At 69.2% G+C, this 26,104-nt stretch carries 23 protein-coding genes; 12 read left to right on the top strand and 11 right to left on the bottom strand.

Annotated elements, in window-relative coordinates; all coding sequences use genetic code 11:
- Positions 1-5: 5 nt before the first annotated feature.
- The 9 genes from HMH01_RS15735 to HMH01_RS15695 all read left to right on the top strand — a co-directional run bounded on the left by HMH01_RS15735 (position 6) and on the right by HMH01_RS15695 (position 7,171).
- A complete protein-coding gene (locus HMH01_RS15735; protein ID WP_171326744.1) occupies positions 6-800 on the top strand; it encodes an MlaE family ABC transporter permease in 795 nt (264 codons plus the stop codon).
- A complete protein-coding gene (locus HMH01_RS15730; RefSeq protein WP_171326743.1) occupies positions 797-1,552 on the top strand; it encodes an ABC transporter ATP-binding protein in 756 nt (251 codons plus the stop codon). The genes HMH01_RS15735 and HMH01_RS15730 overlap by 4 nt, the downstream gene beginning before the upstream one ends.
- A complete protein-coding gene (locus HMH01_RS15725) occupies positions 1,549-1,911 on the top strand; it encodes a hypothetical protein (RefSeq protein ID WP_171326742.1) in 363 nt (120 codons plus the stop codon). The genes HMH01_RS15730 and HMH01_RS15725 overlap by 4 nt, the downstream gene beginning before the upstream one ends.
- Before the next feature lie 2 nt (positions 1,912-1,913).
- Positions 1,914-2,348 carry a paraquat-inducible protein A gene (locus HMH01_RS15720; protein ID WP_425483625.1) on the top strand — a complete coding sequence of 145 codons (435 nt, stop codon included), beginning with the start codon at positions 1,914-1,916 and terminating at the stop codon, positions 2,346-2,348.
- Entirely contained in the window at positions 2,348-3,730 is a 1,383-nt protein-coding gene (gene radA, locus HMH01_RS15715; RefSeq protein WP_171326740.1) for a DNA repair protein RadA, read from the top strand. The genes HMH01_RS15720 and radA overlap by 1 nt, the downstream gene beginning before the upstream one ends.
- On the top strand, positions 3,731-4,351 hold the full coding sequence (locus HMH01_RS15710) for a CvpA family protein (protein ID WP_171326739.1): 621 nt from the start codon (positions 3,731-3,733) through the stop codon (positions 4,349-4,351).
- 125 nt (positions 4,352-4,476) lie between these two features.
- Positions 4,477-5,949: an amidophosphoribosyltransferase gene (purF, locus tag HMH01_RS15705; protein WP_171326738.1), complete on the top strand. Its 1,473-nt coding sequence runs from the start codon at positions 4,477-4,479 to the stop codon at positions 5,947-5,949.
- A complete protein-coding gene (locus HMH01_RS15700; RefSeq protein WP_171326737.1) occupies positions 5,946-6,524 on the top strand; it encodes a DUF2199 domain-containing protein in 579 nt (192 codons plus the stop codon). The genes purF and HMH01_RS15700 overlap by 4 nt, the downstream gene beginning before the upstream one ends.
- Complete coding sequence (locus tag HMH01_RS15695; RefSeq protein WP_171326736.1) at positions 6,521-7,171, top strand: SDR family NAD(P)-dependent oxidoreductase; 651 nt, start codon at positions 6,521-6,523, stop codon at positions 7,169-7,171. The genes HMH01_RS15700 and HMH01_RS15695 overlap by 4 nt, the downstream gene beginning before the upstream one ends.
- Positions 7,172-7,174: 3 nt before the next feature.
- Here the strand turns inward: HMH01_RS15695 and der are convergent, their stop codons facing one another.
- From der to HMH01_RS15680, 3 genes are read right to left on the bottom strand one after another with little or no spacing between them, the layout of a single operon-like run.
- A complete protein-coding gene (der, locus tag HMH01_RS15690) occupies positions 7,175-8,614 on the bottom strand; it encodes a ribosome biogenesis GTPase Der (protein ID WP_171326735.1) in 1,440 nt (479 codons plus the stop codon).
- A gap of 47 nt (positions 8,615-8,661) precedes the next feature.
- On the bottom strand, positions 8,662-9,972 hold the full coding sequence (locus tag HMH01_RS15685) for an outer membrane protein assembly factor BamB family protein (protein ID WP_171326734.1): 1,311 nt from the start codon (positions 9,970-9,972) through the stop codon (positions 8,662-8,664).
- Positions 9,965-10,624, bottom strand: coding sequence for a hypothetical protein (locus HMH01_RS15680; protein ID WP_171326733.1), 660 nt, complete (start codon positions 10,622-10,624; stop codon positions 9,965-9,967). The genes HMH01_RS15685 and HMH01_RS15680 overlap by 8 nt, the downstream gene beginning before the upstream one ends.
- Positions 10,625-10,892: 268 nt before the next feature.
- Here HMH01_RS15680 and HMH01_RS15675 point away from each other — a divergent pair, with 268 nt between their 5' ends.
- The gene (locus tag HMH01_RS15675) at positions 10,893-11,993 is read left to right on the top strand and encodes an efflux RND transporter periplasmic adaptor subunit (protein ID WP_171326732.1); all 1,101 of its coding nucleotides are present in this window, start codon (positions 10,893-10,895) and stop codon (positions 11,991-11,993) included.
- Positions 11,990-15,481, top strand: a complete 3,492-nt coding sequence (locus tag HMH01_RS15670) for an efflux RND transporter permease subunit (RefSeq protein WP_171326731.1) — start codon at positions 11,990-11,992, stop codon at positions 15,479-15,481. Before HMH01_RS15675 ends, HMH01_RS15670 begins: the two co-directional genes overlap by 4 nt.
- A 48-nt stretch (positions 15,482-15,529) precedes the next feature.
- Here HMH01_RS15670 and HMH01_RS15665 read toward each other — a convergent pair whose 3' ends face one another.
- Together HMH01_RS15665 and HMH01_RS15660 are read right to left on the bottom strand one after the other, a co-directional pair.
- The gene (locus HMH01_RS15665; RefSeq protein WP_171326730.1) at positions 15,530-17,365 is read right to left on the bottom strand and encodes an ABCB family ABC transporter ATP-binding protein/permease; all 1,836 of its coding nucleotides are present in this window, start codon (positions 17,363-17,365) and stop codon (positions 15,530-15,532) included.
- Between the two features lie 40 nt (positions 17,366-17,405).
- Positions 17,406-18,770 (bottom strand): LysM peptidoglycan-binding domain-containing protein, encoded by a 1,365-nt coding sequence (locus HMH01_RS15660; RefSeq protein WP_171326729.1) that lies wholly within the window; start codon positions 18,768-18,770, stop codon positions 17,406-17,408.
- A gap of 138 nt (positions 18,771-18,908) precedes the next feature.
- Between HMH01_RS15660 and HMH01_RS15655 the strand changes: the two genes are divergently transcribed.
- Positions 18,909-19,460: an LOG family protein gene (locus HMH01_RS15655; RefSeq protein WP_171326728.1), complete on the top strand. Its 552-nt coding sequence runs from the start codon at positions 18,909-18,911 to the stop codon at positions 19,458-19,460.
- Between the two features lie 3 nt (positions 19,461-19,463).
- Here HMH01_RS15655 and rarD read toward each other — a convergent pair whose 3' ends face one another.
- From rarD to secD, 6 genes are all read right to left on the bottom strand, one after another.
- A complete protein-coding gene (gene rarD, locus HMH01_RS15650; RefSeq protein WP_171326727.1) occupies positions 19,464-20,360 on the bottom strand; it encodes an EamA family transporter RarD in 897 nt (298 codons plus the stop codon).
- A gap of 77 nt (positions 20,361-20,437) precedes the next feature.
- Positions 20,438-22,240, bottom strand: a complete 1,803-nt coding sequence (locus tag HMH01_RS17755; RefSeq protein WP_216366901.1) for a hypothetical protein — start codon at positions 22,238-22,240, stop codon at positions 20,438-20,440.
- Between the two features lie 138 nt (positions 22,241-22,378).
- Positions 22,379-22,987, bottom strand: coding sequence for a superoxide dismutase (locus HMH01_RS15640; RefSeq protein WP_171326726.1), 609 nt, complete (start codon positions 22,985-22,987; stop codon positions 22,379-22,381).
- 122 nt (positions 22,988-23,109) lie between these two features.
- Positions 23,110-23,466, bottom strand: coding sequence for an MTH938/NDUFAF3 family protein (locus HMH01_RS15635; protein ID WP_171326820.1), 357 nt, complete (start codon positions 23,464-23,466; stop codon positions 23,110-23,112).
- Positions 23,466-24,425 carry a protein translocase subunit SecF gene (gene secF, locus HMH01_RS15630; RefSeq protein WP_171326725.1) on the bottom strand — a complete coding sequence of 320 codons (960 nt, stop codon included), beginning with the start codon at positions 24,423-24,425 and terminating at the stop codon, positions 23,466-23,468. The genes HMH01_RS15635 and secF overlap by 1 nt, the downstream gene beginning before the upstream one ends.
- A 10-nt stretch (positions 24,426-24,435) precedes the next feature.
- Entirely contained in the window at positions 24,436-26,097 is a 1,662-nt protein-coding gene (secD, locus tag HMH01_RS15625; protein ID WP_171326724.1) for a protein translocase subunit SecD, read from the bottom strand.
- Positions 26,098-26,104: the final 7 nt, after the last annotated feature.

Below are 26,104 nucleotides of genomic sequence, written 5' to 3'. Positions count from 1 at the left end.
CGCCCATGTTGCTTCTGCGCCTGATCGACGATTTCCTCGCCTCCATCGGGCGCTCCGTGCTGGCACTCTGCCAGAGCGTGGGCCACCTGACGCTGTTCGCGGCCCTCACGATCAGCCATGTGCCGCGCGGGCCCTTCTACCTGCGCGAACTGGGCCAGCAATTGCTCAGGATCGGCTATTTCTCGCTGCCCGTGGTGGGGCTGACCGCGCTCTTCACCGGGGGTGCGCTGGCGCTCCAGATCTATTCGGGCGGCTCGCGCTTCAACGCCGAGGCCGCCGTCCCCTCGATCGTCGCCATCGGCATGGTGCGCGAACTGGGCCCCGTGCTGGGCGGGCTGATGGTCGCGGGCCGCGTCTCCGCGTCCATCGCGGCCGAGATCGGGACCATGCGCGTGACCGAACAGATCGACGCGCTGACCACGCTTTCGACGAACCCGATCAAGTATCTCGTGGTGCCGCGCGTGGTCGCGGCCACCCTGTCGCTGCCGGTGCTGGTCGCCATCGGCGACATCATCGGCATCCTCGGCGGCTATCTGGTGGGCATCGCGCGGCTTGGCTTCTCGGGCCCCGCCTATATCCAGAACACCGTCGATTTCCTCGAGGCGGGCGACGTCATATCGGGCCTGTGGAAGGCCGCCGCCTTCGGCTTCATCGTGGCGCTGATGGGCTGCTATCACGGCTACAATTCGGGCCGGGGCGCGCAGGGCGTGGGCCAGGCCACCACCAACGCGGTGGTCACCGCCTCGATCTTGATCCTCGCCACCAACTACGTTCTCACGGAAGTCTTCTTCACCACATGACCCCCCGCATCGAACTCAAGGACGTGCACAAGGCATTCGGCCGCAAGAAGGTGCTGCAAGGGGTCGACCTGACCGTGGAAAAGGGAAAATCCATGGTCATCATCGGCGGCTCGGGCACCGGCAAGTCGGTGACGATCAAGTGCATCCTCGGGATCGTGGAACCCGACAGCGGCAGCATCCTGATCGACGGCCAGACCGCGGGACGGCGCGACCGGGACGCCTTTCTCGCGCGCTTCGGCATGCTGTTCCAGGGCGGCGCGCTGTTCGACAGCCTGAGCGTCTGGCAGAACGTGGCCTTCCGCCTGCTGCGCGGCCCCGGCAAGCTCTCCAAGCGCGAGGCGCGAGAGCTGGCCATCGAGAAGCTGCGCCGCGTGGGCCTCAATCCGGAAACCGCCGACCTCTTTCCGGCCGAGCTGTCGGGCGGCATGCAGAAGCGCGTGGGCCTTGCCCGCGCCATCGCGGCCGAGCCCGAGATCATCTTCTTCGACGAACCCACCACCGGGCTCGACCCGATCATGTCGGGCGTCATCAACGAGTTGATCCGCGAGATCGTGGTCGAGATGGGCGCCACCGCCATCACGATCACCCACGACATGAGCTCGGTGCGCGCCATCGCCGACGATGTGGCCATGCTGCATGACGGGCAGGTGCGCTGGACCGGCCCCATCGCGGCGCTGGACGCATCGGGCGATCCCTATGTGGACCAGTTCATCCACGGCCGCGCCGAGGGCCCGATCGAGTCGGTCCGGTGACCGGGGACGCGGATTTCACGCTTTCGCCCGGCCTTCTGATGGCGGCGTCCTTCGTCGCATTCGCCCCGCCACTGGCCGCGCTGTCGATGGGTCTCCGCGCACTCCGCGCCAGGGGTCGCGGCAGGATGCTTGCGGCCATCGGCGCGGCGCTGGCGCTGGCCTGCGTGCCGCTTGGCCTGTTCTTCCTGCCCGGGGGCGACAGGCTGGCGCTTGCGGCGTTCCACGCGCTGCTGGCGGCGGTGGCGCTCGCCTGGATTGCCTGCCTGTGGCGCATGCGCGGCAACCGCTGGCTCGATGCGGCGGTCATCGTCGGCCCGGCGCTGGCGGGCCTTCTTCTCGTCCTGACCGAGCATCGCTGATGCTGCTGGGGCTTGCGAACCTGTCGCTGCTCGTCCTCTTCCCCGTCGCCTGGGTCGCGCCGCTGGCGCGCGCGGGCCTTCTGCCCTTTTTCGGGCTCGACGAGATCAGCGTGCTCTCGGGCGTGGCCTCGCTTTGGGAAAGCGACAAGGCGCTTGCCATTCTCGTGGTGCTGCTGGCGATGGCGCTCCCCCTGCTCAAGACGCTGTGGCTGGCCGCGATCCACCTGGGCCGCGCGGGGCCCCGCGCGCTGCCGGTGCTGACCGCGCTCTCGAAACTCGCCATGGCGGACATCTTCCTGATCGCGGTCTATATCGTGGTGGCCAAGGGCGTCGGCGTCGGCCGGATCGAGACCGCCTGGGGCCTGTGGCTCTTTACCTTCTGCGTCGCAACCTCGATGCTCGTCACCCACCTGACGAAAAAGAAGCTCGATCCCTGATGGCAAAGTCCTCCACCCAGTTCACCTGCGCCGAATGCGGCGCCGTTCACAAGAAATGGGCCGGGCGCTGCGATGCCTGCGGCGCGTGGAACACCATCTCGGAAGAACAGGTGCTGGAAACCGGCCCGCGCGCCGCCGCGGGGGGCCGGCGCATCGCGCTGGGGCCGCTCGCCGCCGACGACAAGCCGCTGATCCGCCGCGAAAGCGGCATCGCGGAATTGAACCGCGTGCTGGGCGGCGGGCTGGTGCCGGGCTCGGCCATCCTGGTGGGCGGCGATCCGGGGATCGGGAAATCCACGCTCCTGTTGCAGGCGGCCGCCGATTTCGCCCGCGGCGGGGCCAATGTCGTCTACATCACCGGCGAGGAGGCGGCGGCCCAGGTGCGCATGCGCGCCGACCGGCTGGGGCTGTCGCAGGCGCCGATGCGGCTGGCCGCGGAAACGGCGCTGCGCGACATCGTGGCGACCCTCGACAAGGAACGCCCCGACCTTGCGATCATCGACTCGATCCAGACCATGTGGTCCGACCAGATCGGCGCCGCCCCCGGCTCGGTCAGCCAGGTGCGCGCCGCCGCCCACGACCTGACCAGCCTTGCCAAGCGGCGCGGCGTGTCGGTGATGCTGGTGGGCCATGTCACCAAGGACGGGCAGATCGCCGGCCCCCGCGTGGTCGAGCACATGGTCGACACCGTGCTCTATTTCGAGGGCGAGCGCGGCCACCAGTTCCGCATCCTGCGCGCGGTCAAGAACCGCTTCGGCCCCGCCGACGAGATCGGCGTCTTCGAGATGACCGGCGGCGGGCTGTCCGAGGTGGCCAACCCCTCTGCCCTGTTCCTGGGCGAGCGCGAGAACCGCACCCCCGGCGCCGTGGTCTTCGCCGGGATCGAGGGCACCCGCCCGGTGCTGGTGGAAATCCAGGCGCTGGTCGCCTCGTCGCCGCTGGCGACCCCGCGCCGGTCCGTCGTGGGCTGGGACGGGGCGCGGCTGGCCATGATCCTGGCCGTGCTCGAGGCGCGTTGCGGGCTCGCGTTCGCGGGCCATGACGTCTATCTCAACGTCGCGGGCGGCCTCCGGATCGGGGAGCCGGCGGCCGATCTGGCGGTGGCCGCGGCGCTTGTCTCGGCCCGGCAGGACATCGCGCTGCCCCCTGACGCGGCCGTGTTCGGAGAGATCAGCCTCTCGGGCGGATTGCGCCCCGTGGCGCAGGCCGATGCCCGCGTGCGCGAGGCGCAGAAGCTCGGCTTCACCCGCGCCTATGTGCCGAACGGGCTGAAGTCTTTGGACAACACCGACATGCAGATCGCCCGCTTCGACACCCTAAGGGGCTTTATCGACGGTATCTTTGGTGCGATAGAAAGCAAAATTCCCGAGCGCGAGGACTAGATGGAAGGCTTTACTCTCGTAGACGGCGTCGTTCTCTTCGTGCTGGTCCTGTCGGCCCTGCTGGCCTATTCGCGGGGCTTCATGCGCGAGGTGCTCTCGATCGTGGGCTGGGTCGTGGCCGCCGTGGCGGGCTTCGTCTTCGCCCCCGACGTGAACCCGCTGATCGCCGAAATCCCCTTCGTGTCGGACGTGATCGGCACCAATTGCGAGCTGTCGATCATCGCCTCCTTCGGGCTGGTGTTCGTGGCGGCGCTGGTGGTGGTGTCGATCTTCACGCCGCTGATCTCGGGCGCGATCCAGAACTCGGCGCTGGGCCCGGTGGACCAGGGCCTGGGCTTTCTCTTCGGGCTGGCGCGCGGCGCGCTTCTGGTGGTGATCGCGCTCATCGTCTACGACCGCCTGATCGCCGGCGGCGAGGGGATCCCGATGGTCGAGGACAGCCGCACCGTGGAAATCCTGGCCCAGACCCAGACCCGGCTGGCCGAACAGATCCCGCAGGACGCGCCCGCCTGGATCGCCGCGCGCTACTCGGAACTGACCTCCGTCTGCACCGGCGAGGCGGCGGCGCCCGAAGCTGCCCCCGCCCCGGAAACGGCCCCCGAGGCGCCCGCGGGCCAGTAAACCCGACCGAACCGGCAGGAACCGGGCGCGGCAAATCTGCCGCGCCCTTTTCGTGACGGGGCCGTGACATTCCCCGGACGAGCGCCTATAACCCGCGCGTCACCCGCACCTAGGCGATCGGACACATGCCCCACACACCCAGCCTGCCCCGGCATCCTTTCGATGACGACAAGCTTCACGAGGAATGCGGCATCTTCGGCGTGATCGGCGTCGCCGACGCGGCCCAGTTCGTGGCCCTCGGGCTGCACGCGCTCCAGCATCGCGGACAGGAGGCGGGCGGCATCGTCACCTATGACCCCGCCGCCGGCTTCTCCTCGGCGCGCCGCTTCGGCTATGTGCGCGACAACTTCACCCGCGCCGACGTGATGGAAACCCTGCCCGGCACGCTGGGCATCGGCCATGTGCGCTATTCCACCTCCGGCTCCAAGGGGCAGACGCAGATCCGCGACGTGCAGCCGCTGTTCGCGGAATTCGCCATGGGCGGCTGCGCCATCGCCCATAACGGCAACCTGACCAATGCCGAACAGCTCAAGCGCGAACTGATCGAGCGGGGCTCGATCTTCCAGTCGTCGTCGGACACGGAATGCATCATCCACCTGATGGCCCGCTCGATCCAGAGCAACATCCCCGAGCGGATGAAGGACGCGCTGCGCCGCGTCGAGGGGGCCTTCTCGGTCATCGCGATGACCCGGTCCAAGCTGATCGGCGTGCGCGACCCGCTGGGCGTGCGCCCGCTGATGCTGGGCCGGATCGGCGACGGCTGGGTGCTTGCGTCCGAGACCTGCGCGCTCGACATCATCGGGGCCGAGTTCCTGCGCGAGGTGGAACCGGGCGAGATGGTCATCATCACCGCCAACAAGGGGCTGGAAAGCTTCTACCCCTTCGAGCGGGTGAAGCCGCGCTTCTGCATCTTCGAGCATGTCTATTTCTCGCGTCCCGACAGCGTGATCGGCGGCAAGTCCGTCTACGAGACCCGCCGCCGCATCGGCGTGGAACTGGCGCGCGAGGCCCCGGTCGAGGCGGACCTGGTCTGCCCGGTGCCCGACTCGGGCACCCCGGCCGCGATCGGCTACAGCCAGGAATCGGGCATCCCCTATGCCATGGGGATCATCCGCAACCAGTATGTCGGGCGCACCTTCATCGAACCGGCCGAGCATATCCGCAACATGGGCGTGCGGCTGAAGCTGAACGTGAACCGCGCGCTCATCCGCGGCAAGCGCATCGTGCTGGTGGACGACTCGGTCGTGCGCGGCACGACCAGCCGCAAGATCAAGGAAATGATCCTCGATGCGGGCGCGAAGGAAGTGCATTTCCGCATCGCGAGCCCGCCGACCATGTGGCCCTGCTTCTACGGGGTGGACACCCCGGAAAAGGACAAGCTTCTCGCCTCGACCATGTCCGAGCCGCAGATGCGCGACCACCTGGGCGTGGACAGCCTGTCCTTCGTCTCGCTCGACGGGCTCTACCGGGCCTGCGGCGAGGATGCCGGTCGCGACAACGCCGCGCCGCAATACTGCGACGCCTGCTTTTCGGGCGACTACCCGGTGCGCCCGGTGGACCGCATCGCGCGCGGCTTCGAGCTCAAGAAGAGCGCATGACCGATCTCGGGCGCGACCCGCGCTGGCGCCGGATGCAGGATCCGGCCTGGACCTGTACCTGCTGCGGCCAGCGCCACGGCGGCGTCTTCGACATCGCCTATGGCCATCCCGTCGCCTGGACCGGCCCCTCAGAGCCCGCGCCAAACTCGATGATCGCGCAAGAAGAGGGCGACATCCTCACGGTGGATTTCTGCCGCCTCGGCCCGCACCGGATGGTGCGCTGCATCCTGCCCATTCCGATCCGGGGCGCGCCCGCGGGCGAGCGTTTCGCCTTTGGCGTCTGGGGAAGCCTGTCGCCCGGGAATTTCGAGGCGATGCTCGCGGCGTTCGACACCGGACAGGGCGATCTCGGCCCCTATTTCAGCTGGCTTTCCAACCGCCTGCCGGGCGCGCCCGACCAGCCCAGCCGCTGCCGGATGGAGCCGCGGGCCGGACGGCAGCGGCCGGTCCTTGTCCTGGGGGACCCGGACAACCCCTGGACGGCGCGCCAGCAGGACGGCATCAGCCTTGACGAGCTACTCGACACCTATGCCACTACGGGCCACGATCTGCGGCCCGGTCTGGGGGACGCATGACGGAAAAGATCGCACTCGTGACCGGCGCTTCGCGCGGCTTCGGCTATGCCGTGGCGCTGGAACTGGCACAGGCTGGCTGGCATGTGGTGGCGCTGGCGCGCACCACCGGCGGGCTTGAGGAACTGGCCGACGCGGTGGACCGCGTGGGCGGCGCCGTGACGCTGGTGCCGCTCGACATCACCGACGATGCGGGGCTGGCGCGGATGGGCCGGGCCATCTTCGACCGCTGGGGGCGGCTCGACCTGATGGTGCATGCGGCAGCCCATGCGACGCCCTGCGCGCCGGTGGAACTGGCGGCGGTCAAGGATCTGGACCGCGCCATTGCGGTGAATTTCCGCGCCACCCAGCGCCTGATCGCCATGTGCGACCCGCTGCTGAAGGCGGCGCCGGGCGCGCGTGCGGTCTATGTGGTGGACAGCCATGCCGGCGCGCCGTTCTTCGGCGCCTATGGCGCGACCAAGGCGGCGGCGCGCACGCTGGTGGAAAGCTGGGCCGCCGAGACGGCCAAGATCGGGCCAAAGGTCCAGATCTTCCAGCCCGCGCCGATGCCGACGGCCCTGCGCGCCCGCTTCTTTCCCGGCGAGGATCGCGCGGGCCTCAGCACGCCTGCCGCCGAGGCGGCGCGGCTCATGGCCAGCCTGGGCTGATCCTCAGCCGCGCTGCTTCGGGCGCTTGTGCTTGTCGAGCGATGTCGCAAGCCGCTTCTTCTTGCCTTCGTAGGGGTTGTCGCCCCCGCGCACGAACAGGCGGATGGGCGTGCCCGGCATGTCGAAATCGCGCCTGAGCCCGTTGACCAGGAACCGGCGATAGGCGGTCGGCAACTCGTCGGGGATCGAGCAGAACACCACGAACGAGGGCGGCCGCGTCTTGGCCTGCGTCATGTAGCGCAGCTTCAGCCTGCGGCCGCTGGGCGCGGGCGGCGGATGGGCCGACACCTCGCCGGCAAGCCACTGGTTCAGCTTGGCGGTGGTGATGCGGCGGTTCCACACGTCATGGGCCGACAGGATCGCCGCGCGCAACTTGTCGAGCCCCGCCCCCGTAAGCCCCGACACCAGCACCAGCGGCGCGCCCGAAAGCTGCGGCAGAAGCCGGCCGAAGGCCTCGCGCAATTCGCGCGCCTTGTCGGACTTGTCGGTTTCCAGGTCCCACTTGTTGACCGCGACCACGACCGCGCGGCCCTCGCGCTCGGCCAGGTCGGCGATGCGCAGGTCCTGCTGGTCGAAGGGCGAGGTGACGTCGATCACCAGCACCACGACTTCCGCGAACTTGACCGCGCGCAGCCCGTCGGACACCGACAGCTTTTCCAGCTTTTCCTGCACCCGCGCCTTCTTGCGCATGCCGGCGGTATCAAAAATGCGGAACGCCTGCCCGTCCCAGTCCAGCTGGACCGAGATCGAGTCGCGCGTGATCCCGGCCTCGGGCCCGGTCAGCAGCCGGTCCTCGCCCAGGATGCGGTTGATCAGCGTGGACTTGCCCGCGTTGGGCCGGCCCACCACGGCGATCTGGATCGGCTTGTCGGGGCGGCGGGTGCCCTCGTCCCCGTCATCCTCGCCGACGTCGATATCGGTCTCGGGGGCTTCTTCGGCGGCCTCATGCGCCTCGATCAGCGGGCGCAGGCGGGAATAGAGATCGGTGACCCCCTCGCCATGTTCGGCCGACAGCTGCACCGGCTCGCCCAGGCCCAGCTGGAAGGCGTCGTAGAAACCGGCCTCGCCCGCCTTGCCCTCGGCCTTGTTGGCGATCACGATCACGGTCGCGCCCTGCCGGCGCAGGATCTCGGCAAAGCCGCGATCGGCTTCGGTCACGCCGACGCGCGCGTCGATCATGAACAGGCAGGCATCGGCCATTTCCACCGCGCGCTCGGTCAGGCGGCGCATCCGGCCCTGCAGGCTGTCGTCGGTCGCATCCTCCAGGCCAGCGGTGTCGATCACGGTGAAGCGCAGGTCCGCGATCCGCGCCGCCGCCTCGCGCAGGTCGCGGGTGACGCCCGGCTGGTCGTCCACAAGCGCAAGGCGCTTGCCGACGAGGCGATTGAAAAGGGTGGACTTGCCCACATTGGGGCGGCCCACGATGGCGAGTTTGAAGCTCATGACCGTCTCTTGGTGACCGAAGCGCCTCGCTTACACCGAATGCGCGGTCATTGGAAAGCGTGGAGTCGCCCGTCGCGGCTGACGACGTACAGGACGCCGCCCGCGATGGCGGGTTGCGCCGCCGCCCCGCCGGGGATCTGGACCGCGCCCAGATCGGCGCCGGTGGCCGGATCGAAGAAGCGCAACAGCCCGTCGCCCGAGGCCACGACCAGCCGCCCGCCCGCCAGCAGGGGGCCGAAATGCGGGATCGCGTCGCGCCTGCGGTCGGGGCGTTCCCATTCGGGCAGGCCGGTCCGCCACAGCACCGTGCCGTCGGCCGCGTTCAGGCGCAGCAGTTCCGCCGCGTCCGAGACGACGAACACCGACCCGTCCACCGGCAGCGCCGGGCTGTAGGAGCCTTCGTCCAGCGTCCAGAGCCGTTCGCCCGACCGGCGGTCGAGCGCGACCATGCGCCCGCCCTGGTTGCCGACATAGACGATGTCGAAATCGATCACCGGATCGCCGGAAATGTCCGAGATGATCGAGCGTACGAGGTCGCGCCGCCCGCCGGTCAAGGCGGCGGTCCAGACCGTCAGCCCGCTGCGCGCCAGCACCGCGCGCACCTCGCCGGTGACGAAGGGCATCACCGCCACGGGCCCGCGCAACGCAGGGCTTGCGGCGCCGATGGTGCCCGCGCCCCGGCCCACCCCCTCGAGCCGCCAGACGATCTCGCCGCTGTCCAGGTTCAGCCCGTAGCCCAGGTTGTTGCGCGCCATCACGACGGCGATGCCGTCGCCCAGCACCGGGGCCGCGCGCACCGTTCCCTCAAGCCGGGTGCGCCACTGCACGCCGCCGGTGACGGGGTCGAGGCGCAGCGCCTCGCCGAAGCCGGTGGTCACGACCAGCGCGCCATCCGCGGCAGCGATCCCGCCGCCGAACCCCTCGCCCGGCTGTTCGCCCGCGGGGGCAAGGCTTGCGCGCCAGCGCACCTGACCGTCCGTCGCAACCGCGGTGACATTCCCCCCGGCGTCCAGCGTGTAGACGGCCCCCCCCGCCACGACCGGCGCCGAGATCAGCCGCTGGCGCCGGGCATCGCCCTCGCCGATCGGCACGCTCCAGCGCAGCGCGGGGCTGGCGGAAAGGGCGACCGAAGGCGCCAGGTGTTCCGTCGAGCCGTTCAGGTGGCCCCAGTCCGTATTGACCTGCGCGGGCGGGATTCGCAGCGCGGGCAGCGTCTCGGGGGCCTCGGCGGTGGCGTCGGGGCGCACCGGTTCCCGCTCGCCGGGCAGGATCGGCTCGCGCTCGGAACAGGCGGCCAGGAATGCTGCGGCGGCCAGCGCGACCAGGCCGGGGCGGAACCTGCGGCGGGAATCAGCCATCGGCGGCCTCGTCCGCGGAAATGATGGCGATGACCTGCTCGGCGCGGCTGCGCAGCGCATCGGGCGCCGTCTCGTCGTTGGCGATGGCGCTCAGATCGGCCACGGCGGCCGCGGCGTCGCCCTGTTCCAGCCGGATCAGCGCGCGCTGTTCCAGCGCCGCGGCGCGCAGCGGGTGGCCGTCGGCCAGCATCGGCAGCAGCATGTCCTCGCGCGCGGCAGGATCCGCGGTGCCGGCGCCGGCGGCGGCGTATTTCAGGCGCGCGACGTTGCGCAGCGCCTCGGACGCGGCCCCGCGAGAGGCCACTTCCTCGAGCAGCGCCAGCGCCTGCGCGCGGTCCCCGGCCCCGAGCGCGGCGTTGGCGCGCGCGATGTCGAGAAGGGCCGCGGCTTCCGCACCCTCCGCGCCCAGCGCGTTCAGCGCCTCCAGCCGGGCGGCCGGATCCTCGGCCTGAAGCGCCGCGTAAAGCGCGTCGCCCCGCGCCTGCGCCTCGGCCCTTGTCTTCGCCTTCTGCCATTCGAGGAAACCGGCCCCGCCCACGACAAGCAGGACCACCGCCACGATCCACACCGCGTTGCGGCGCAGGAAGGCGATCATCTGGTCGCGCCGGACCTCTTCGGTGACCTCGTCTAGAAAGGAATCAGGCTGGGACACGCGTTACCTCCGGACAATTCTGGGGCCGGACATTAAACAGCCGGGCTTGCCCTTGCCAAGCCGAAAGCCCCCGGCAAATCCGCCACAGCCGCCGCCCGCCGGCGGGGAATGACGCATCATTGGCATTGAACGCGAAGTGAGAACTGCTTACTTATGCCGGGAAGTTTTCGCATCTGCGGAAATCAAAGCGAACCGGATCGCCCTGCGCAGCGTATAACATTGCGACCTGACAACGGTCCCGATTGAACGGACGACGAACGGATTTGAGATGCGGCTGCTTCCCCTTCTGACGGCATGCCTGGTGGCGATCGCGCTTTACGCGGTCATCATGGAGCGTGACTTCCTTCGCGCCATGGCCAATGGCGGCACCACGCCCGAACCGGTGGCCGAGGCGGCAGCCGACGCCGGGCCCGCCCAGGCAGAGGCGGTCAGCGTCGTGGTGCAGCCCAGCCGCGCCCAGCCCGTGCAGAGCGGCATCGTGCTGAGCGGCCGGACCGAGGCCGTGCGCAAGGTGGAGGTGCGGGCCGAGACGTCGGGCCTGGTCGTTTCCGAGCCGATCCGCAAGGGCGCGTCGGTGGAAAAGGGCCAGCTTCTGTGCGAACTGGACCCCGGCACCCGCGCCGCCGAACTTGCCGAGGCCGAGGCGCGCCTGGTCGAGGCAGAGACGAACCTGCGCACCACCGAAAGCCTGCGCGCGCGCGGCTTCTCGTCCGAGACGGACCTGATCTCGCGGCGCGCCGCCTTTCAGGCCGCCGAGGCGCAGGTCGAACGCGCCCGGCGCGAGCTGGACCGGCTTTCCATCACCGCGCCCTTCGACGGGCTTCTGGAAACCGACACCGCCGAGCTTGGCGCGCTGCTGCAACCCGGCGCCGCCTGCGCCACGGTGATCGCGCTCGACCCGATCCGGCTGGTGGGCTTCGTCCCCGAGCTTGACGTGGAAAAGGTCATGACGGGCGCCCCCGCCGGCGCGCGGCTGGTGACGGGCCAGGTGCTGTCGGGGCAGGTCACGTTCCTGTCGCGCTCGGCCGATCCGGTCACCCGCACCTTCCGCGTCGATGTCGAGGTGCCGAACCCGGACCTGGCGATCCGCGACGGGGTGACGGCGGAAATCCTGATCGGCCTTGCCGGGCGGTCGGGCCACCTGCTGCCGCAATCGGCGCTGACGCTGAACGACCGCGGCCAGCTGGGCGTGCGCATCAACGACGATGGCACCGCCCGCTTCGTCCCCGTGGAACTCATCCGCGACGAGGCGCGCGGCGTCTGGGTGGGCGGCCTGCCCGAGACGGCCGAGGTGATCGTCGTGGGCCAGGAATTCGTCGAGGACGGGCGCGCGATCACCGTGACCCGCCGGCAGGAGACGACGCAATGACGGGTATCGTGGACTGGGCCGCGGGCCGGGCGCGGATGATCCTCGCCTTCGTGCTGCTGTCGATCCTTGCGGGGGTCAGCGCCTATATCGGCCTGCCGAAAGAGGGCGAGCCGGACATCGAGGTGCCGGCGCTGTTCGTGTCGGTCCCCTTCCCCGGAATTTCCGCCGAGGACGCGGAAAAGCTGCTGGTGCGCCCGCTGGAAAACAAGCTGCGCGACCTGGACGGGCTGAAATCCATGTCCGCCACCGCGGCCGAGGGCTATGCGGGCGTGGCGCTGGAATTCGAGTTCGGCTGGGACAAGACCGGCACGCTTGCGGATGTGCGCGCCCGCGTGGACGAGGCGCAGGCCGAGTTCCCCAACGGCGCCGACGCGGTGTCGATCAACGAGATCAACTTCTCGGAATTCCCGATCCTCGTCGTCTCGCTTTCGGGCGCGGTACCCGAGCGCACGCTTCTGCGGGTGGCGACCGAGCTTCAGGACGAGATCGAGAGCCTGCCGCCCATCCTCGAGGCGGGGCTGGCCGGCCACCGCGACGAGATGCTCGAGGTGCTGGTCGATCCGCTGAAGTTGCAGGCCTACAACGTGACCGCGGCAGAGCTGATCTCGGTCGTGTCGAACAACAACCGCCTGATCGCGGCGGGCGAAGTGCGCGGCGATACCGGCGCCTTTTCGGTCAAGATCCCGTCCGCGTTCGACAGCCCGCAGGACGTCATCGCGCTGCCGATCAAGACCGATGGCGACCGGCTGGTGACGGTCGGCGACCTGGCCGACATCCGCCTGACCTTCGAGGATCCCGAGGGCACCGCGCGCTACAATGGCGAGACGACGGTCGCGTTGCAGGTGGTCAAACGCAAGGGCTTCAACGTGATCGACACCGCGGCCCTGGTGCGCGAGACGGTCGAGGCGCGCATCGCCAGCTGGCCCGAGGATCTGCGCCAGGCGGTGCGGGTCGACTTCTCGATGGACACCTCGCGCGACGTGGCGTCCATGGTGCAGCAGCTCGAGGCGTCGGTGCTGACGGCCATCGCGCTGGTGATGATCGTGGTCCTGGCCGCGCTTGGCACCCGCTCTGCGCTGCTGGTGGGCTTCGCGATCCCGACCTCGTTCCTGCTGTCCTTCGCGCTTCTGGCGGTGTTCGAGATATCCATATCCAACATCGTGATGTTCGGCCTGATCCTGGCCGTGGGCATGCTGGTCGATGGCGCGATCGTGGTGGCGGAATACGCCGACAAGCGCATCGCCCAGGGCACCGGGCCGATGACCGCCTACCGCGAGGCGGCCAAGCGCATGTTCTGGCCGATCATCGCCTCGACCGCGACCACGCTCTGCGCCTTTCTGCCGATGCTGTTCTGGCCCGGGGTCGCGGGCGAGTTCATGGGCAACCTGCCGATGACGCTGATCTTCGTGCTCTCGGCCTCGCTGGTGGTGGCGCTGATCTACCTGCCGGTGGTGGGCGGCGTCGCCGGCCGCATCTCGCGCACCATGAACCGCATGTCCGACGGCCTGCGCGGCGCCCTGCCCTGGGCGATCCGCGCGGCGCTTGCCCTGCTGCCGGTGGCGGGGCTCTACCTGGGGTTCCTCACGCTCTTCCGCGACGGCGGCAGCCTGCTGGCGGGCGGGGCGCTGTTCATGCTGTCCTGGATGGCGCTGGCGGTGATCGGCGCGACGCTGTCGCCGCGCAGGGCGGAACCGGCGCCGCAGGCCGGATACCGGCGCAGCCCCTTCGGGCGGGTGATCGCGGCGCTGACGCTGAACCCGGTGATGCCCTTCGTGTCGATCGCGCTGGTGATCGCCTTCGTGGTGGGCGTGTTCGGCTATTACGGGCAGAACAACAACGGCGTCGAATTCTTCGTCGAATCCGAGCCCGAGCGCGCGATCGCCCATGTCCGCGCCCGCGGCAACCTGAGCCTTGCGGAAAAGGACGCGCTGGTGGCGCAGGTCGAGGAAATCATCGCCGCCGAGGATGGCGTGCGGTCGATCTTTGCCTTTGCCGGCGAAGGCGGGCTGTCGGGCAACCCGGCGATGTCGAGCGGCCCGCTGGACAGCATCGGCCAGGTCCAGATCGAGCTCGACCCCTGGCAGGACCGCTTTGCCCGCGGCGACGCGTTCAAGGGCAAGGCGATCCTGGCGCGGATCAACGAGAAGCTCGCGGACCTGCCCGGCATCGAGGCCGAGATCTCGGAGGCGGTGATGGGCCCGGGCCAGGGCAAGCCGGTGCATCTGCGCCTGAAGGGCGAGAACTGGCAGGAATTGCAGCAGGCCGCCGCCACCGTGCGGGCGCATTTCGACGCGCAAACATCCTTGCGCGACGTCGAGGACAGCCGCCCCCTGCCCGGCATCGACTGGCAGATCGACGTGGACACCCAGAAGGCGGGGCAGTTCGGCGCCGATGTGACGACCGTGGGCGTCATGGTGCAGCTGGTGACGCGCGGCGTCACGCTCGACACCATGCGGGTCGAGACATCGGACGAGGAAATCGACATCCGCGCCCGCCTGCCCGAAGGCGACCGCGTGCTCTCGACCCTCGACAATCTGAGCGTGCGGACGCCCACCGGGCTGGTGCCGCTGTCGAACTTCATCACCCGCGAGCCGGTCGCCAAGCTGGGCCAGATCGACCGCGCCGACGGGCAGCGCTATTTCGACGTGCGCGCCGACGTGGTGGAGGGCGCCAACGCCAATGCCGAGATCGCCGCCCTGACCGACTGGCTGGAAACCGCCCGGCCCCTGCCCCAGGGCGTCAGCTACGAGTGGACCGGCGACCAGGAGGACCAGGCCGAAAGCCAGGCCTTCCTGACCAGCGCCTTCATCGGCGCGCTGGGCCTGATGTTCGTGATCCTGCTGGCGCAGTTCAACTCGGTCTACAACGCCGTGCTGGTGCTGATCGCGGTGATCTTCTCGGTCACCGGATCGCTGATCGGGATGCTGGTGATGGACCAGCCCTTCTCGATCATCATGACCGGCACCGGCATCGTCGCGCTGGCCGGCATCGTGGTGAACAACAACATCGTGCTGATCGACACCTACCAGGAATATGCCCGCTACATGCCCCGGCTCGAGGCGATCGTGCGCACCGCCGAGGATCGCATCCGCCCGGTGCTCCTGACCACCATCACCACGATGGCGGGGCTTGCGCCGATGGTGCTGGGCCTGTCTGTCGATTTCGCCAATGGCGGCTATTCCATCGACAGCCCCACCGCGCTGTGGTGGAAGCAGCTGGCCACCGCGGTCGTCTTCGGCCTTGGCATCGCCACGGTGCTGACGCTGGTGGTGACGCCCGCGCTGCTGGCGGTGCGGGTCTGGGCCGCGCGCGGCGCCTATGGCGCGGGGCTGCGCATGCTGGCGCTGATCCGCGGCAGGCAAAGTCGCGAGGCGTCGGACCGGGCGCTGGCGCGCGAGGCCAGCGCCACCGGCGCCGAGGACCTGCTCTGGGAAGAGGCCCCCGCGCCCGCCCCCTTCATCCCCGGCCGGACGCGGGCGGCGGAATAGGCCGCGGCTCTCAGGCGACGGCGCTGCTGTCGCCCTCGTCCGGCGAGATCACGCGACGGCGGTGCTGTCGTCGTCCTCGCCCGCCTGCTGGCGCTGCCACATGCGGGCGTAGCGCCCGCCGCGGGACAGCAGTTCGTCATGGGTGCCGGTCTCGACCACGCGGCCCTTGTCCAGCACCACGATGCGGTCGGCATCGACCACCGTCGACAGCCGGTGCGCGATGGTGATGACGCTGCGCCCCTCGCCCATCGCGCGCAGGGAATCCTGGATCTCGCGCTCGGTGTCGGTATCCAGCGCCGAGGTCGCCTCGTCCAGAAGCAGGATCGGCGGGTTCTTCAGAAGCGTGCGCGCGATGCCCACGCGCTGCTTCTCGCCGCCCGACAGCTTCAGCCCGCGCTCGCCCACGGTGGTGTCGTAGCCCTTGGGCAGACCGGCGATGAAATCGTGGATCCGCGCGGCCTTTGCCGCCGCCTCGACCTCTTGCCGGGTGGCGTCGGGGCGGCCATAGGCGATGTTGTAGCCGATGGTGTCGTTGAACAGCACCGTGTCCTGCGGCACCACGCCGATCTGCGACCGCAGGCTTTCCTGCGTCACGTCGCGCACGTCCTGCCCGTCGATGCTCAGCCGCCCGCCATCCACGTCGTAGAAACGGAACAGAAGCCGCCCGATGGTGGACTTGCCCGACCCCGACGGCCCCACCACGGCCACGGTCTGCCCCGCCTCGACCACCAGGTCGAGCCCGTGCAGGATCTGGCGGTCGCGGTCATAGCCGAACTGTACCCCCTCGAAGGCGATGCGCCCGCCGGACACCTTCAGCGGCCTGGCGCCGGGGCGGTCCTCCACCTCGGGCGGGACTTCCAGCAGGTCGAACATCTCGCCCATGTCCACCAGGCTTTGCCGGATCTCGCGGTAGACGGAACCCAGGAAATTCAGCGGCATGGTGATCTGCACCATGTAGGCGTTGATCATCACGAACTGGCCGACGGAGAAGCTGCCGTCCTGCACGGCCAGCGCCCCCAGCACCATCACCGCCACCAGCCCCGCGGTGATCAGCAGCGACTGGCCGAAATTGAGCCCGGCCAGCGAGACCGAGGTCATCACCGCCATCTTCTCGTAGCCCTGCATCGACACGTCGTAGCGCGCGGCTTCCCGCGCCTCGGCGCCGAAATACTTGACCGTCTCGAAGTTCAGCAGGCTGTCGATGGCCTTCTGGTTGGCGTTGGTGTCCTCTTCGTTCATCTTGCGGCGGATCTTCACCCGCCATTCGGTGACCGCGAAGGTGAACCAGACGTAAAGCGCGATGGTCAGCACCACGACCAGCACATAGGCGGTGCCGAAGGCGAAGGCGAAGATCGCGCAGACCAGCGTGAGTTCCAGCACCAGCGGCCCGATGGAAAACAGCAGGAACCGCAGCAGGAAATCGACGCCCTTCACGCCACGCTCGATGATCCGGCTCAGGCCGCCGGTCTTGCGCGTGATGTGATAGCGCAGCGACAGCGCGTGGATATGGCGAAAGGTTTCCAGCGCGAGCTTCCTGAGCGCCCGCTGGCCCACGCGGGCAAAGACCGCGTCGCGCAGCTGGTTGAAGCCCACGCTTGCCAGCCGCATGGCGCCGTAAGCCAGCACCAGCCCCACCGACGAGGTGATCAGCAGGAAGCCCGTGTCCTGCGCCGCATCCTCGGGCGCGAGACTGTCCACCGTGTAGCCGAAGAAGGCCGGGATCGCGACGGTCGCCACCTTGCCAAGCACCAGCGCCAGGACGGCCACGACCACGCGCGCGCGCAGGCCCCATTCGCCCGCGGGCCAGAGATAGGGCCCCACCTTGCGGATGGTGCGCAGCGCGCTGCGCCGTTCGGCGGGCGCCGAAATGTCGCCTGTGCTCATGTCGTCCGTTCCTGTTCCGCGCCGCGGGGGCGCTGCTGGATCAGCGGTCGAACTCGTCCTCCGCGGGCAGGGTGAACACCTGCCCCGGATAGATCAGGTCCGGATCGCGGATCGCGTCGCGGTTGGCCGCGAAGATCTGCGTATAGAGCACGCCCTGCCCGTAGCGGTCGCGTGCCAGCACCCAGAGCGAGTTGCCCGGCTGCACGGTAACGCGGATCGCGCCCTCTTCCAGCGGGGCCTCGGCCTCGTCCGCGGGAAAGACACGCTCGAAGGGGGTTTCGGCGCGGCTGGTCACGCGCCCATTCTCGGCCAGCGCATCGACGCGCAGCGTGTAGCGCCCGGCGGCAAGATCGGTGATCGTGGCCTGCCACTGGCCGGCATCGTCGCCCTGGGCCGCGGCGACGGCGGCATCGTTGGCGTAGATGCGCAGCGCCTGGCCCGCCGCGGCACGGCCCGACAGCGCCACGGCCCCGGACTCGTCATAGCTGATGGCATCCAGCGTGACGCCCGCGACCAGCCCGGCCTCGGCCGGTTGCACGACGCGCACGCCCTGATCGCTGGCGGCCACGACCAGCGGGGCGGCGGGTTCCTCTGCCGCGGGCCCGGCGGTCGGCTCGGCCAGTTCGGGTTCCGCGGCGGTCTCGGGTTCCGCGGCGGTCTGGGGTTCCGCGGCGGGCTCGGCAGGGGGCGCGGGCAGGATGACCAGCGCCTCGCCCGCGGGGGCGGCCGGGCTGTCCGTCTCTGCCTCGGCGTCGCGGGTTGCGACGGTGATGACCTGCGGCCCGGAGGCGGTGCCGGTCTCCACCTCGACGAAGCCCACGAACTCGCCCCGCGCATCGGTCTCGGCGGTGCCGAGCACCGTCTCGCCCGAGCGGATCTCGACCGTGCTGCCCGGCGCGGCGCGGCCCGCGACCAGCGCGTTGCCGGTCGCGTCGATGCGGGTGATGTCGATGCTGGGCGGGGGCGCGGCCTGTTCGGTGTCGCCCTCTTCGGCGGCGGCGGTCCGCGGCTCTGGCTCGGGTTCTGGCTCGGGTTCGGCTTCGGCGGCGGCGGTCCCGGTTTCCGGCTCTGCCGTGGTCCCGGCCACGGGCGCCGGCCCGGCGGCAGCGGTTTCCGTCCCGGTCCCCGGCTGCGGCTCTGGCTCTGGCTGCGGCGCTGCGGGCCCCGGTGCCGGTTCAGCCACGGATCCCGGCTGGGCTGCGGGGGTCTGCCCGGCAGGTGCCGGCGCGGCGGTCGTCGCGACATCCGTGCCGCGCGGACCCTGCGCCATGTCGCCCAGCTGGCGCAGGATGCCAAGGCCCGCCGCGACCGCCACGGCAAGCACGCCCAGCAGCAACCAGCGCCCCCTTGCGCGGCTGCGCGAGGCGCCGGCTTCGGCCTGCGGCATCGTCTCTTTCTCGTCCATCCCGGTCCGCATCCTTTCGCGCCATCCCGGCGCCCGCGAATTCCGGGCCCCAAAGGGTCGGAATCTCTCGCAATTCCAAGAATTGACTGACAAAATGCGCCAATCACAAGGCATTTACAAGATACAGGCGTCATCCGGATGTTACAGACTCCCCCCCGCTCGGTCTGCGTGTTCTGCGGCTCGCGTCCCGGCACCGACCCCGCCTACGAGGCGGCCGCCATCGCGCTTGGCCAGGGCCTGGCCCAGGCCGGCCACAGGCTTGTCTACGGCGCGGGCGATGTCGGGCTGATGGGCAGCGTCGCGCGGGCCGCACAGGCCGCCGGCGGCGAGACGTTCGGCGTGATCCCCGAGCACCTGGTCCGGCTCGAGGTGGGCAAGCGCGACCTCACCTCCTATGTGGTGACCGAGACCATGCACGAGCGCAAGAAGGTCATGTTCATGAACGCCGACGCCATCGTGACGCTGCCCGGCGGCATCGGCACGCTGGACGAGTTCTTCGAGGTGCTGACCTGGCGCCAGCTGAAACTGCACGACAAGCCGGTGTTCCTGCTGAATACCAACGGCTACTGGGATCCGCTTCTGGACCTGCTGGCGCGGGTGACCGACAGGGGCTTCGGCGCGGAAAGCCTGCACGATCTTTATCGCGTGGCCGATACGCCCGCGCAGATCCTGGACGCGCTCAGGGGCTGAGGCTCAGAGCTGGGCGGGCGGCAGCCGCCGCGCCGCCCGGTCGCGCCGCCACAGGTCCACGCAGTAAAGCGCGACGCCCGCCCAGATCAGCGGAAAGGCCAGCGCCTGCGCCGGGCCGAATGGCTCTCCGAAATAGATCATCGCGATCACGAATTGCAGCGTGGGGTTCATGTACTGCACCAGCCCCAGCGTCGCATAGGCCAGCCTGCGCGAGGCGTAGGAGAACAGCACCAGCGGCACCCCGGTGAAACCCGCCGACAGCATCAGGTAGGCGACATCGCCCGGCGTGACCGCGACCAGCCGCCCGGCCGTGCCCTGCCAGATCAGGAAGCCCAGCGCCAGCGGCAGCAGCAGCGCCGTCTCGACCCCGACCGACAGGACGGGGCCAAGCGGAAGCGCCTTCTTGATCAGCCCGTAGGTGCCGAAGCTTGCGGCCAGGATCAGCGCGATCCAGGGCGGCGTGCCCAGTTGCAGCGTCAGCACCAGCACCGCGCCAAGCGCCAGCGCGATGGCCGTGCGCTGAAGCGGGCTGAACCGCTCGCCGAAGGCGAAATAGCCCATCGCGACGGCGACCAGCGGGAAGATGTAGTAGCCCATGCTCGCCTCGGTCGCATGGCCGTTCTGGATCGCCCAGATATAGCCGAACCAGTTGGCCGAGACCGCGATGGCCGCAAGCCCGATCCGCCCCAGCCGCCGGGGCTGCGAAAAGGCGGCACGGAACTCGGGCAGGCGCTTTTGCAGCGTGAAGAGCAGGATGAAGAAGGCCAGGCTCCAGATCACCCGGTGCGACAGCACCTCGAGCGGCCCCACATGCGAGATGCCGTCGAAATAGAGCCCCGACAGCCCCCAGATCGTGCAGGCCGCCACGATGGCTGCGACGCCGCGCATCTCGTTCGTCATGTGATGGCACCTGTCCGGATCATGGCGTCCGGGATATCGGCTGGCTTGCGGATGTTCCAGTGCGGAAACGGCCGGGATCAACGGGCCTGGGCAAATCCGCGCAGGTTGGCCAGCGCCTCGGCTTCCATCTCGGACAGGACGGCCACCAGGTCCGCCCTGTGATCGTCGCGCGCAAACGCTTCCTCCAGGGCCAGAAGGCCGGTGTCCACCGCCACCGCGGTCGCGAGGCCCCCGACCACACCGCCTATCGCCGCGCCGACAGCCGTGCCGAGGACGGGAACGACCGATCCGGCCGCAGCCCCCGCGGCGGCGCCCATGCCAGCACCGCCAAGCGTGGATACGCTCTTGGAGGTCGCCGATTTCACCGCTGCCTTCGCCGCAATCTTGAGAATGCCCTTGGTCCCCGCCTTGGCGACGACCGCCGCCGCGACCGCTGCGCCCGTCGCGCCCGCAATGGCACCCCGCTGCCCGAAGGAAAGGACCGAGGATTCGGCCGCAAGCGTCTCGAGTTCGGCAAGCGATGTGCGGCGCGTCACCACGGCATCGCCGTCGGGGTCGGGCATCACCCGGTTCTCGTCGAGGATAGCCCTGATCCTGGCGTCGATCACGGCGTCCAGTTCGGACCGTGCGCCCCTGAAGGCACGGTCGGTTTCGTCGAACGGATCGCCCGCCTCCAGGTGCTCCACAAGCTTCGAGCGAAGATGCTCTTCCAGGTTTCCGGCAAGCAGATGTCCGGTTCGGGCGTATTCCGCAGGCAGGCTGTAGTACCAGTCGAGATAGCCGTCGATGTTGCGCTCCATCGCGTCGAATCCGGAAACGAGGGACTGTTCCAGCGTCGCCATTTGCTGCGGATCCAGCGCCGCATCGCCCAGCGCCGCGTTGATCTGATCGATCGTGCCGCTTTCGTAGAACGCCTGGTCGATCTGCTCGACCAGCCGCCCCGCCCGTTCGGTCGTGGCACTCAGCCAGGGGCTGTTGCGGATCGCCTGGTCCACCAGCGCGAAGACCTGGAGATAGGCGATGACGGCAACCGTGCCGATGGCCGACACGAAGGCGATGCCCACGGCAGACGGCGGCGGCAGGTCCAGTTCCGTCCTGCGATGCAGGATCCGCCGGTATTCGCCAAGCGGCAGGCAGAAGGCGGCAAAGAGCGTGGCGAGGGCAAGGAACAGGGCGAAGTCGCGCGCAAGGATGATCCCCAGCGCAAGGACGCTGCCCGGAGAGCCGAACTGCCCGAGGCTGCCCATCACGAAGCTCTCGACCGCGTTGAGGATGCCGGCCCATCTTGCGACCAGTCCGGCGATGGCGCTGTCGCCGATCAGGCCGGCGCCCGCGCGCCCCGCCTCCATCGCCGCGGCCAGCGAGGCATAGTTTCCCTCGTGCTCACCGAAGAACAGGCGCAGGGCAAGTGCTGCCAGCGCCATGATCGCGGCGGTGATCCAGGCCGAACTCCACAGGACGTAGCCCGGCAGGTAGAGCGGCTCCAGATGGCCGTCCGCGCGGCCCGCGATCCAGCGCCGGACCGGCAGGAACACCGCTGGCGAAATCGCGATCAGCGCAAGATCAAGCGGCCCGAAACCGATCAGGGCGGTCAGCAGGGCAAAGGCGCCGACGATGCTGACAAGGAAGGACAGCGTCGCCCCGAGGTACGGCTTCAGCAGGACCCCCCGCAGGGGCGTCCCGCTGCGCCATGCCGCAAGCCGCAGCAGTTTGCCAAGCGTGGTGCGGTAGGTCAGGAACATCGCAGTGGGAAGCGACAGCAGCAGGACGCCAAGGGCAATCACCCAGGGGCCGTTCTGGCGCTGTGCGTGGGTCAGGATCAGGACGAGGGCAATAAATGTCGCGGGGCCGAGAATTCGGCGCAGGTCGAAATGGGTCATGGCACGTCGAAAAGGATCCGTTGACGCTGTCAATACGGCCAGCTTGCCGCCGGATGCCTTGCGATGCCAACACATTCACGAACGCAGACGGCCCGGGCATCGACCCGGGCCGCCGCATCGGTTTCTGGCGGGGATGCCTTACGCCCTGGACAGGCGCTCGGCGACGTTTTCCCAGTTCACCAGGTTGTTGAGGAAGTTTTCCAGATAGGCCGGGCGCTTGTTGCGGAAGTCGATGTAGTAGGAGTGCTCCCACACGTCGCAGCCCAGAAGCGCCGTCTGGTTGAAGCAGAGCGGGTTCACGCCGTTCTCGGTCTTGGTGACCTTGAGGGTGCCGTCGGTGTCCACCACCAGCCAGCACCAGCCCGAGCCGAACTGGCCCGCGCCGGCGGCCGCGAAATCGGCCTTGAACTTGTCGACCGAGCCGAAGGCGTCGGTGATGCGGGCTTCCAGCTCGCCCGGCATGGCCTGCTTGTTCGGGCCCATCATTTCCCAGAACTGGACGTGGTTCCAGTGCTGCGAGGCGTTGTTGAAGATGCCGTTCTGCGCCACCGCGCCGGCCTGGTAGGTGCCCTTGACGATGTCCTCGAGCGACTTGCCTTCCCACTCGGTGCCGGCGATCAGCTTGTTGCCGTTGTCCACATAGGCCTTGTGGTGCAGGTCGTGGTGGTATTCGAGGGTTTCCTTCGACATGCCGGCGGCGGCCAGCGCGTCATGGGCATAGGGAAGATCGGGAAGTTCGAAAGCCATGGCTTCGGTCCTTTCTGTTGGTCGTTCAATTCTTTTCGCGCGGGCATGAGGCGGGCGAAGGGCCCCGCGCCTGGCGCACACATATACCCCGAAGCGGCCCGCGAAAAGGGCGCGGGTCCAAATCAGCCGACCGGCAGCGCGGCCAGCGCCACGCGCCGCGCCTCGGCCAGAAGCACGTTGTAGGTGCGGCAGGCCGGCGGCGTCGCCATCAGTTCCACGCCGATCCCGGCCTGCTCGAGCGCGTGGCGCAACGCGGCGGGCAGCGGCGCGATCTCGGCGCCCATGCCCACCAGCAGCACGTCGATCTGGTCCGCGCGGGACAGGAAGGGCGCAAGATCGGGAAGCCCCGCCCAGGGCACGACCCCCTCGGGCAGCAGCGCGAGCGGGCCGTCATGGCGCGTCTCGCCCAGCCGGAAGAAGCCGGGGCCGTAGCCGTCCACCGGCTGGCCCGCGGGAAAGCGCGCCTCGTTCAGCCGGATCACGCGTCCACGTCCGCGAACTGCGTCCCGGCCTTGCTCTTGTCCTCGTCGTCGCGTTCCACGCCCAGCTTCAGAAGGGCGGCGGTCGCGACATAGACGGTGGAATAGGTGCCGATCACGACGCCCCAGATGATCGCGAAGACGAAGCCGCGGATCACGTCGCCGCCCAGCACGAACAGCGCGATCAGGGCCAGGAGCGTGGTGCCCGAGGTCATGAAGGTCCGGCTGAGCGTCTCGTTGATCGACAGGTTCAGCACGTCCTTCAGATCGGTCTTCTTGTAGCGGCGCAGGTTCTCGCGCACGCGGTCGAAGATCACCACCGTGTCGTTGATCGAGTAGCCCACGATGGTCAGCAGCGCCGCGATGATCGCAAGATCGAAGCGGATCTGGAGAAGGGAAAAGACGCCGATGGTCAGGAACACGTCATGGATCAGCGCCAGCACCGAGGCGAGCGCGAACTGCCATTCGAAGCGCAGCCAGATGTAGATCAGGATCCCCAGCATCGACAGGCCGATGGCGATGCCGGCGCTCTGGATCAGCTCTCCAGACACCTTGGGGCCGACGGATTCCACCGCGGCGAAGCGCAGGCTGGGATCGAGTTCCACCAGCGCGACGCGCACCGCCTCGACGGTCTCGGCGGGCACGCTTTCCGCACCGGGCTGGGCCTGGATGCGGATCATCGCCACGTTCTCGTCATCGGCGAAGGTCGGGTCGAAGATCTCGGTGATCGACACGTCGCCCAGCGCCAGCGGGTCGAGCGCCGTGCGGTAGGCCGCGACATCGACGGGCGTCGCCGCCTCGGTCCGGATCGTGGTACCTCCGAGGAAGTCGATCCCGTAGTTGAGCCCCTGCACGAAGAGCGAGATGACGGTGACGATCGCCAGCAGTCCCGACACCCCGAGGAACACCGCGGGGAAGCGGAAGAAGTCGATCTTGGTGTCGTCGGGAACAATCCGCATGTGGCGCATGTCAGACCTCGATCGTCTTGGGGCGGCGGCGGTCGTACCAGGTGACGACCATCAGCCGGGTGACGAAGATGGCGCAGAACACCGAGGTCAGGATCCCCAGCGCAAGCGTCACGGCGAAACCACGCACCGGACCCGAGCCCATCGCGTAGAGGATGACGGCGATCAGGAAGGTGGTGATGTTGCTGTCGGTGATGGCCGACAGCGCCTTGTCGTAGCCCTGTTCGATGGCGCGGGCGACGCCCTTCCCGGTCCTGAGTTCCTCGCGGATGCGCTCGAACACCAGCACGTTGGCGTCGACCGCCATGCCGATGGTCAGCACGATCCCGGCGATGCCGGGCAGGGTCAGGGTCGCCCCGATGGTGCTGAGCAGGGCAAGGATCAGGCAGACGTTCACGATCAGCGCGATGTTTGCGAAAAGGCCGAAGAGCCCGTAGCTGAGCCACATGAAGACCATGACGGCGGCAAAGGCCACGAGGCAGGCGATTTCCCCGGCCTCGATGCTGTCCTGGCCGAGTTCGGGGCCGATGGTGCGCTGTTCCAGCACCTCGATCTCGGCCGGCAGGGCGCCGGCGCGCAGCAGGATCGCCAGCCGCGTGCTTTCCTCGACCGAGAAATTGCCGGTGATGATGCCGCTGCCGCCGGGGATCGCGCTCTGGATGACGGGGGCGGAGATCACCTCCTCGTCGAGCACGATGGCGAAGGGGCGGCCGATGTTCTCGGCGGTGTAGTTGCCGAAGACGCGCCCGCCCGAGGGGTTGAAGCGGAAGCTGACCGCCGGGCGGCCGTTCTGGTCGAAGCTGGGCTGCGCATCGACAAGCTGCTCGCCAGAGACGATGGCGCGGCGCTCGAGGACGTAGAAGACGCCCGGCTCGTCCATCGAGGGATAGACGTAGTTGCCCGGCGCCGGTTCGTCCGCGGAAGATGCCCGGCGGACCACCTCGTGAAAGGTCAGCTGCGCGGTCTGGCCGATGATGTCGAGAAGTTCCTGCGCCGAGCCGATGCCGGGCACCTGCACCAGGATCCGGTCCGCGCCCTGGCGCTGGATCGTGGGCTCGCGGGTGCCGGTCTCGTCCACGCGGCGGCGGATGATTTCCAGGCTTTGGGCCATGGTCCGGTCGTCGGTGGCGATGCGCTCGGCCTCGGACAGGGTGACGACGATCTGGTCGCCCTCGGCCCGCACGTCGAAATCGCGCGCGCCGACCCCGGTCAGGGTCGCGACCGGCTGGGTCAGACCCTGCACCGCCGTCAGCGCCGCCTGCATGCCGGCCTGGTCGCCCAGCCGGATGCGCAGTTCGGTCGGATCGGTCTCGATCCGGCGGATGGTGCCCACCTGCTCGCGCAGGTCGCGCAACGCGTCGCGCACCTCGGGCCATAGGCCCTCGATCCGGTCGGCATAGACATCCTCGACCTTGACCTCGACCAGCAGATGCGCGCCGCCGCGCAGGTCGAGGCCCAGGTTCACCAGGGCAGAGGGCAGGAAATCCGGCCAGGCGGCCATGGCCGCCTCCATTTCGGGTGTGGGCGCGGCCCCCGCCTCGATGGCGGCACGGGCGTCGTTGGCCTGCTCCACCCGGCTGTAGAAGCCGTTGGGCAGGGTGAACACGATGCCCGCAAGACACACGAGCAGGACGAGGGTTGTCTTCCAGGCCGGATAGCGCAGCATCTGCCCC

It is taken from the genome of Halovulum dunhuangense (genome assembly GCF_013093415.1).
Taxonomy (GTDB): Bacteria; Pseudomonadota; Alphaproteobacteria; order Rhodobacterales; family Rhodobacteraceae; genus Halovulum; species Halovulum dunhuangense.
This window is presented reverse-complemented; position numbering and strand designations above follow the sequence as displayed.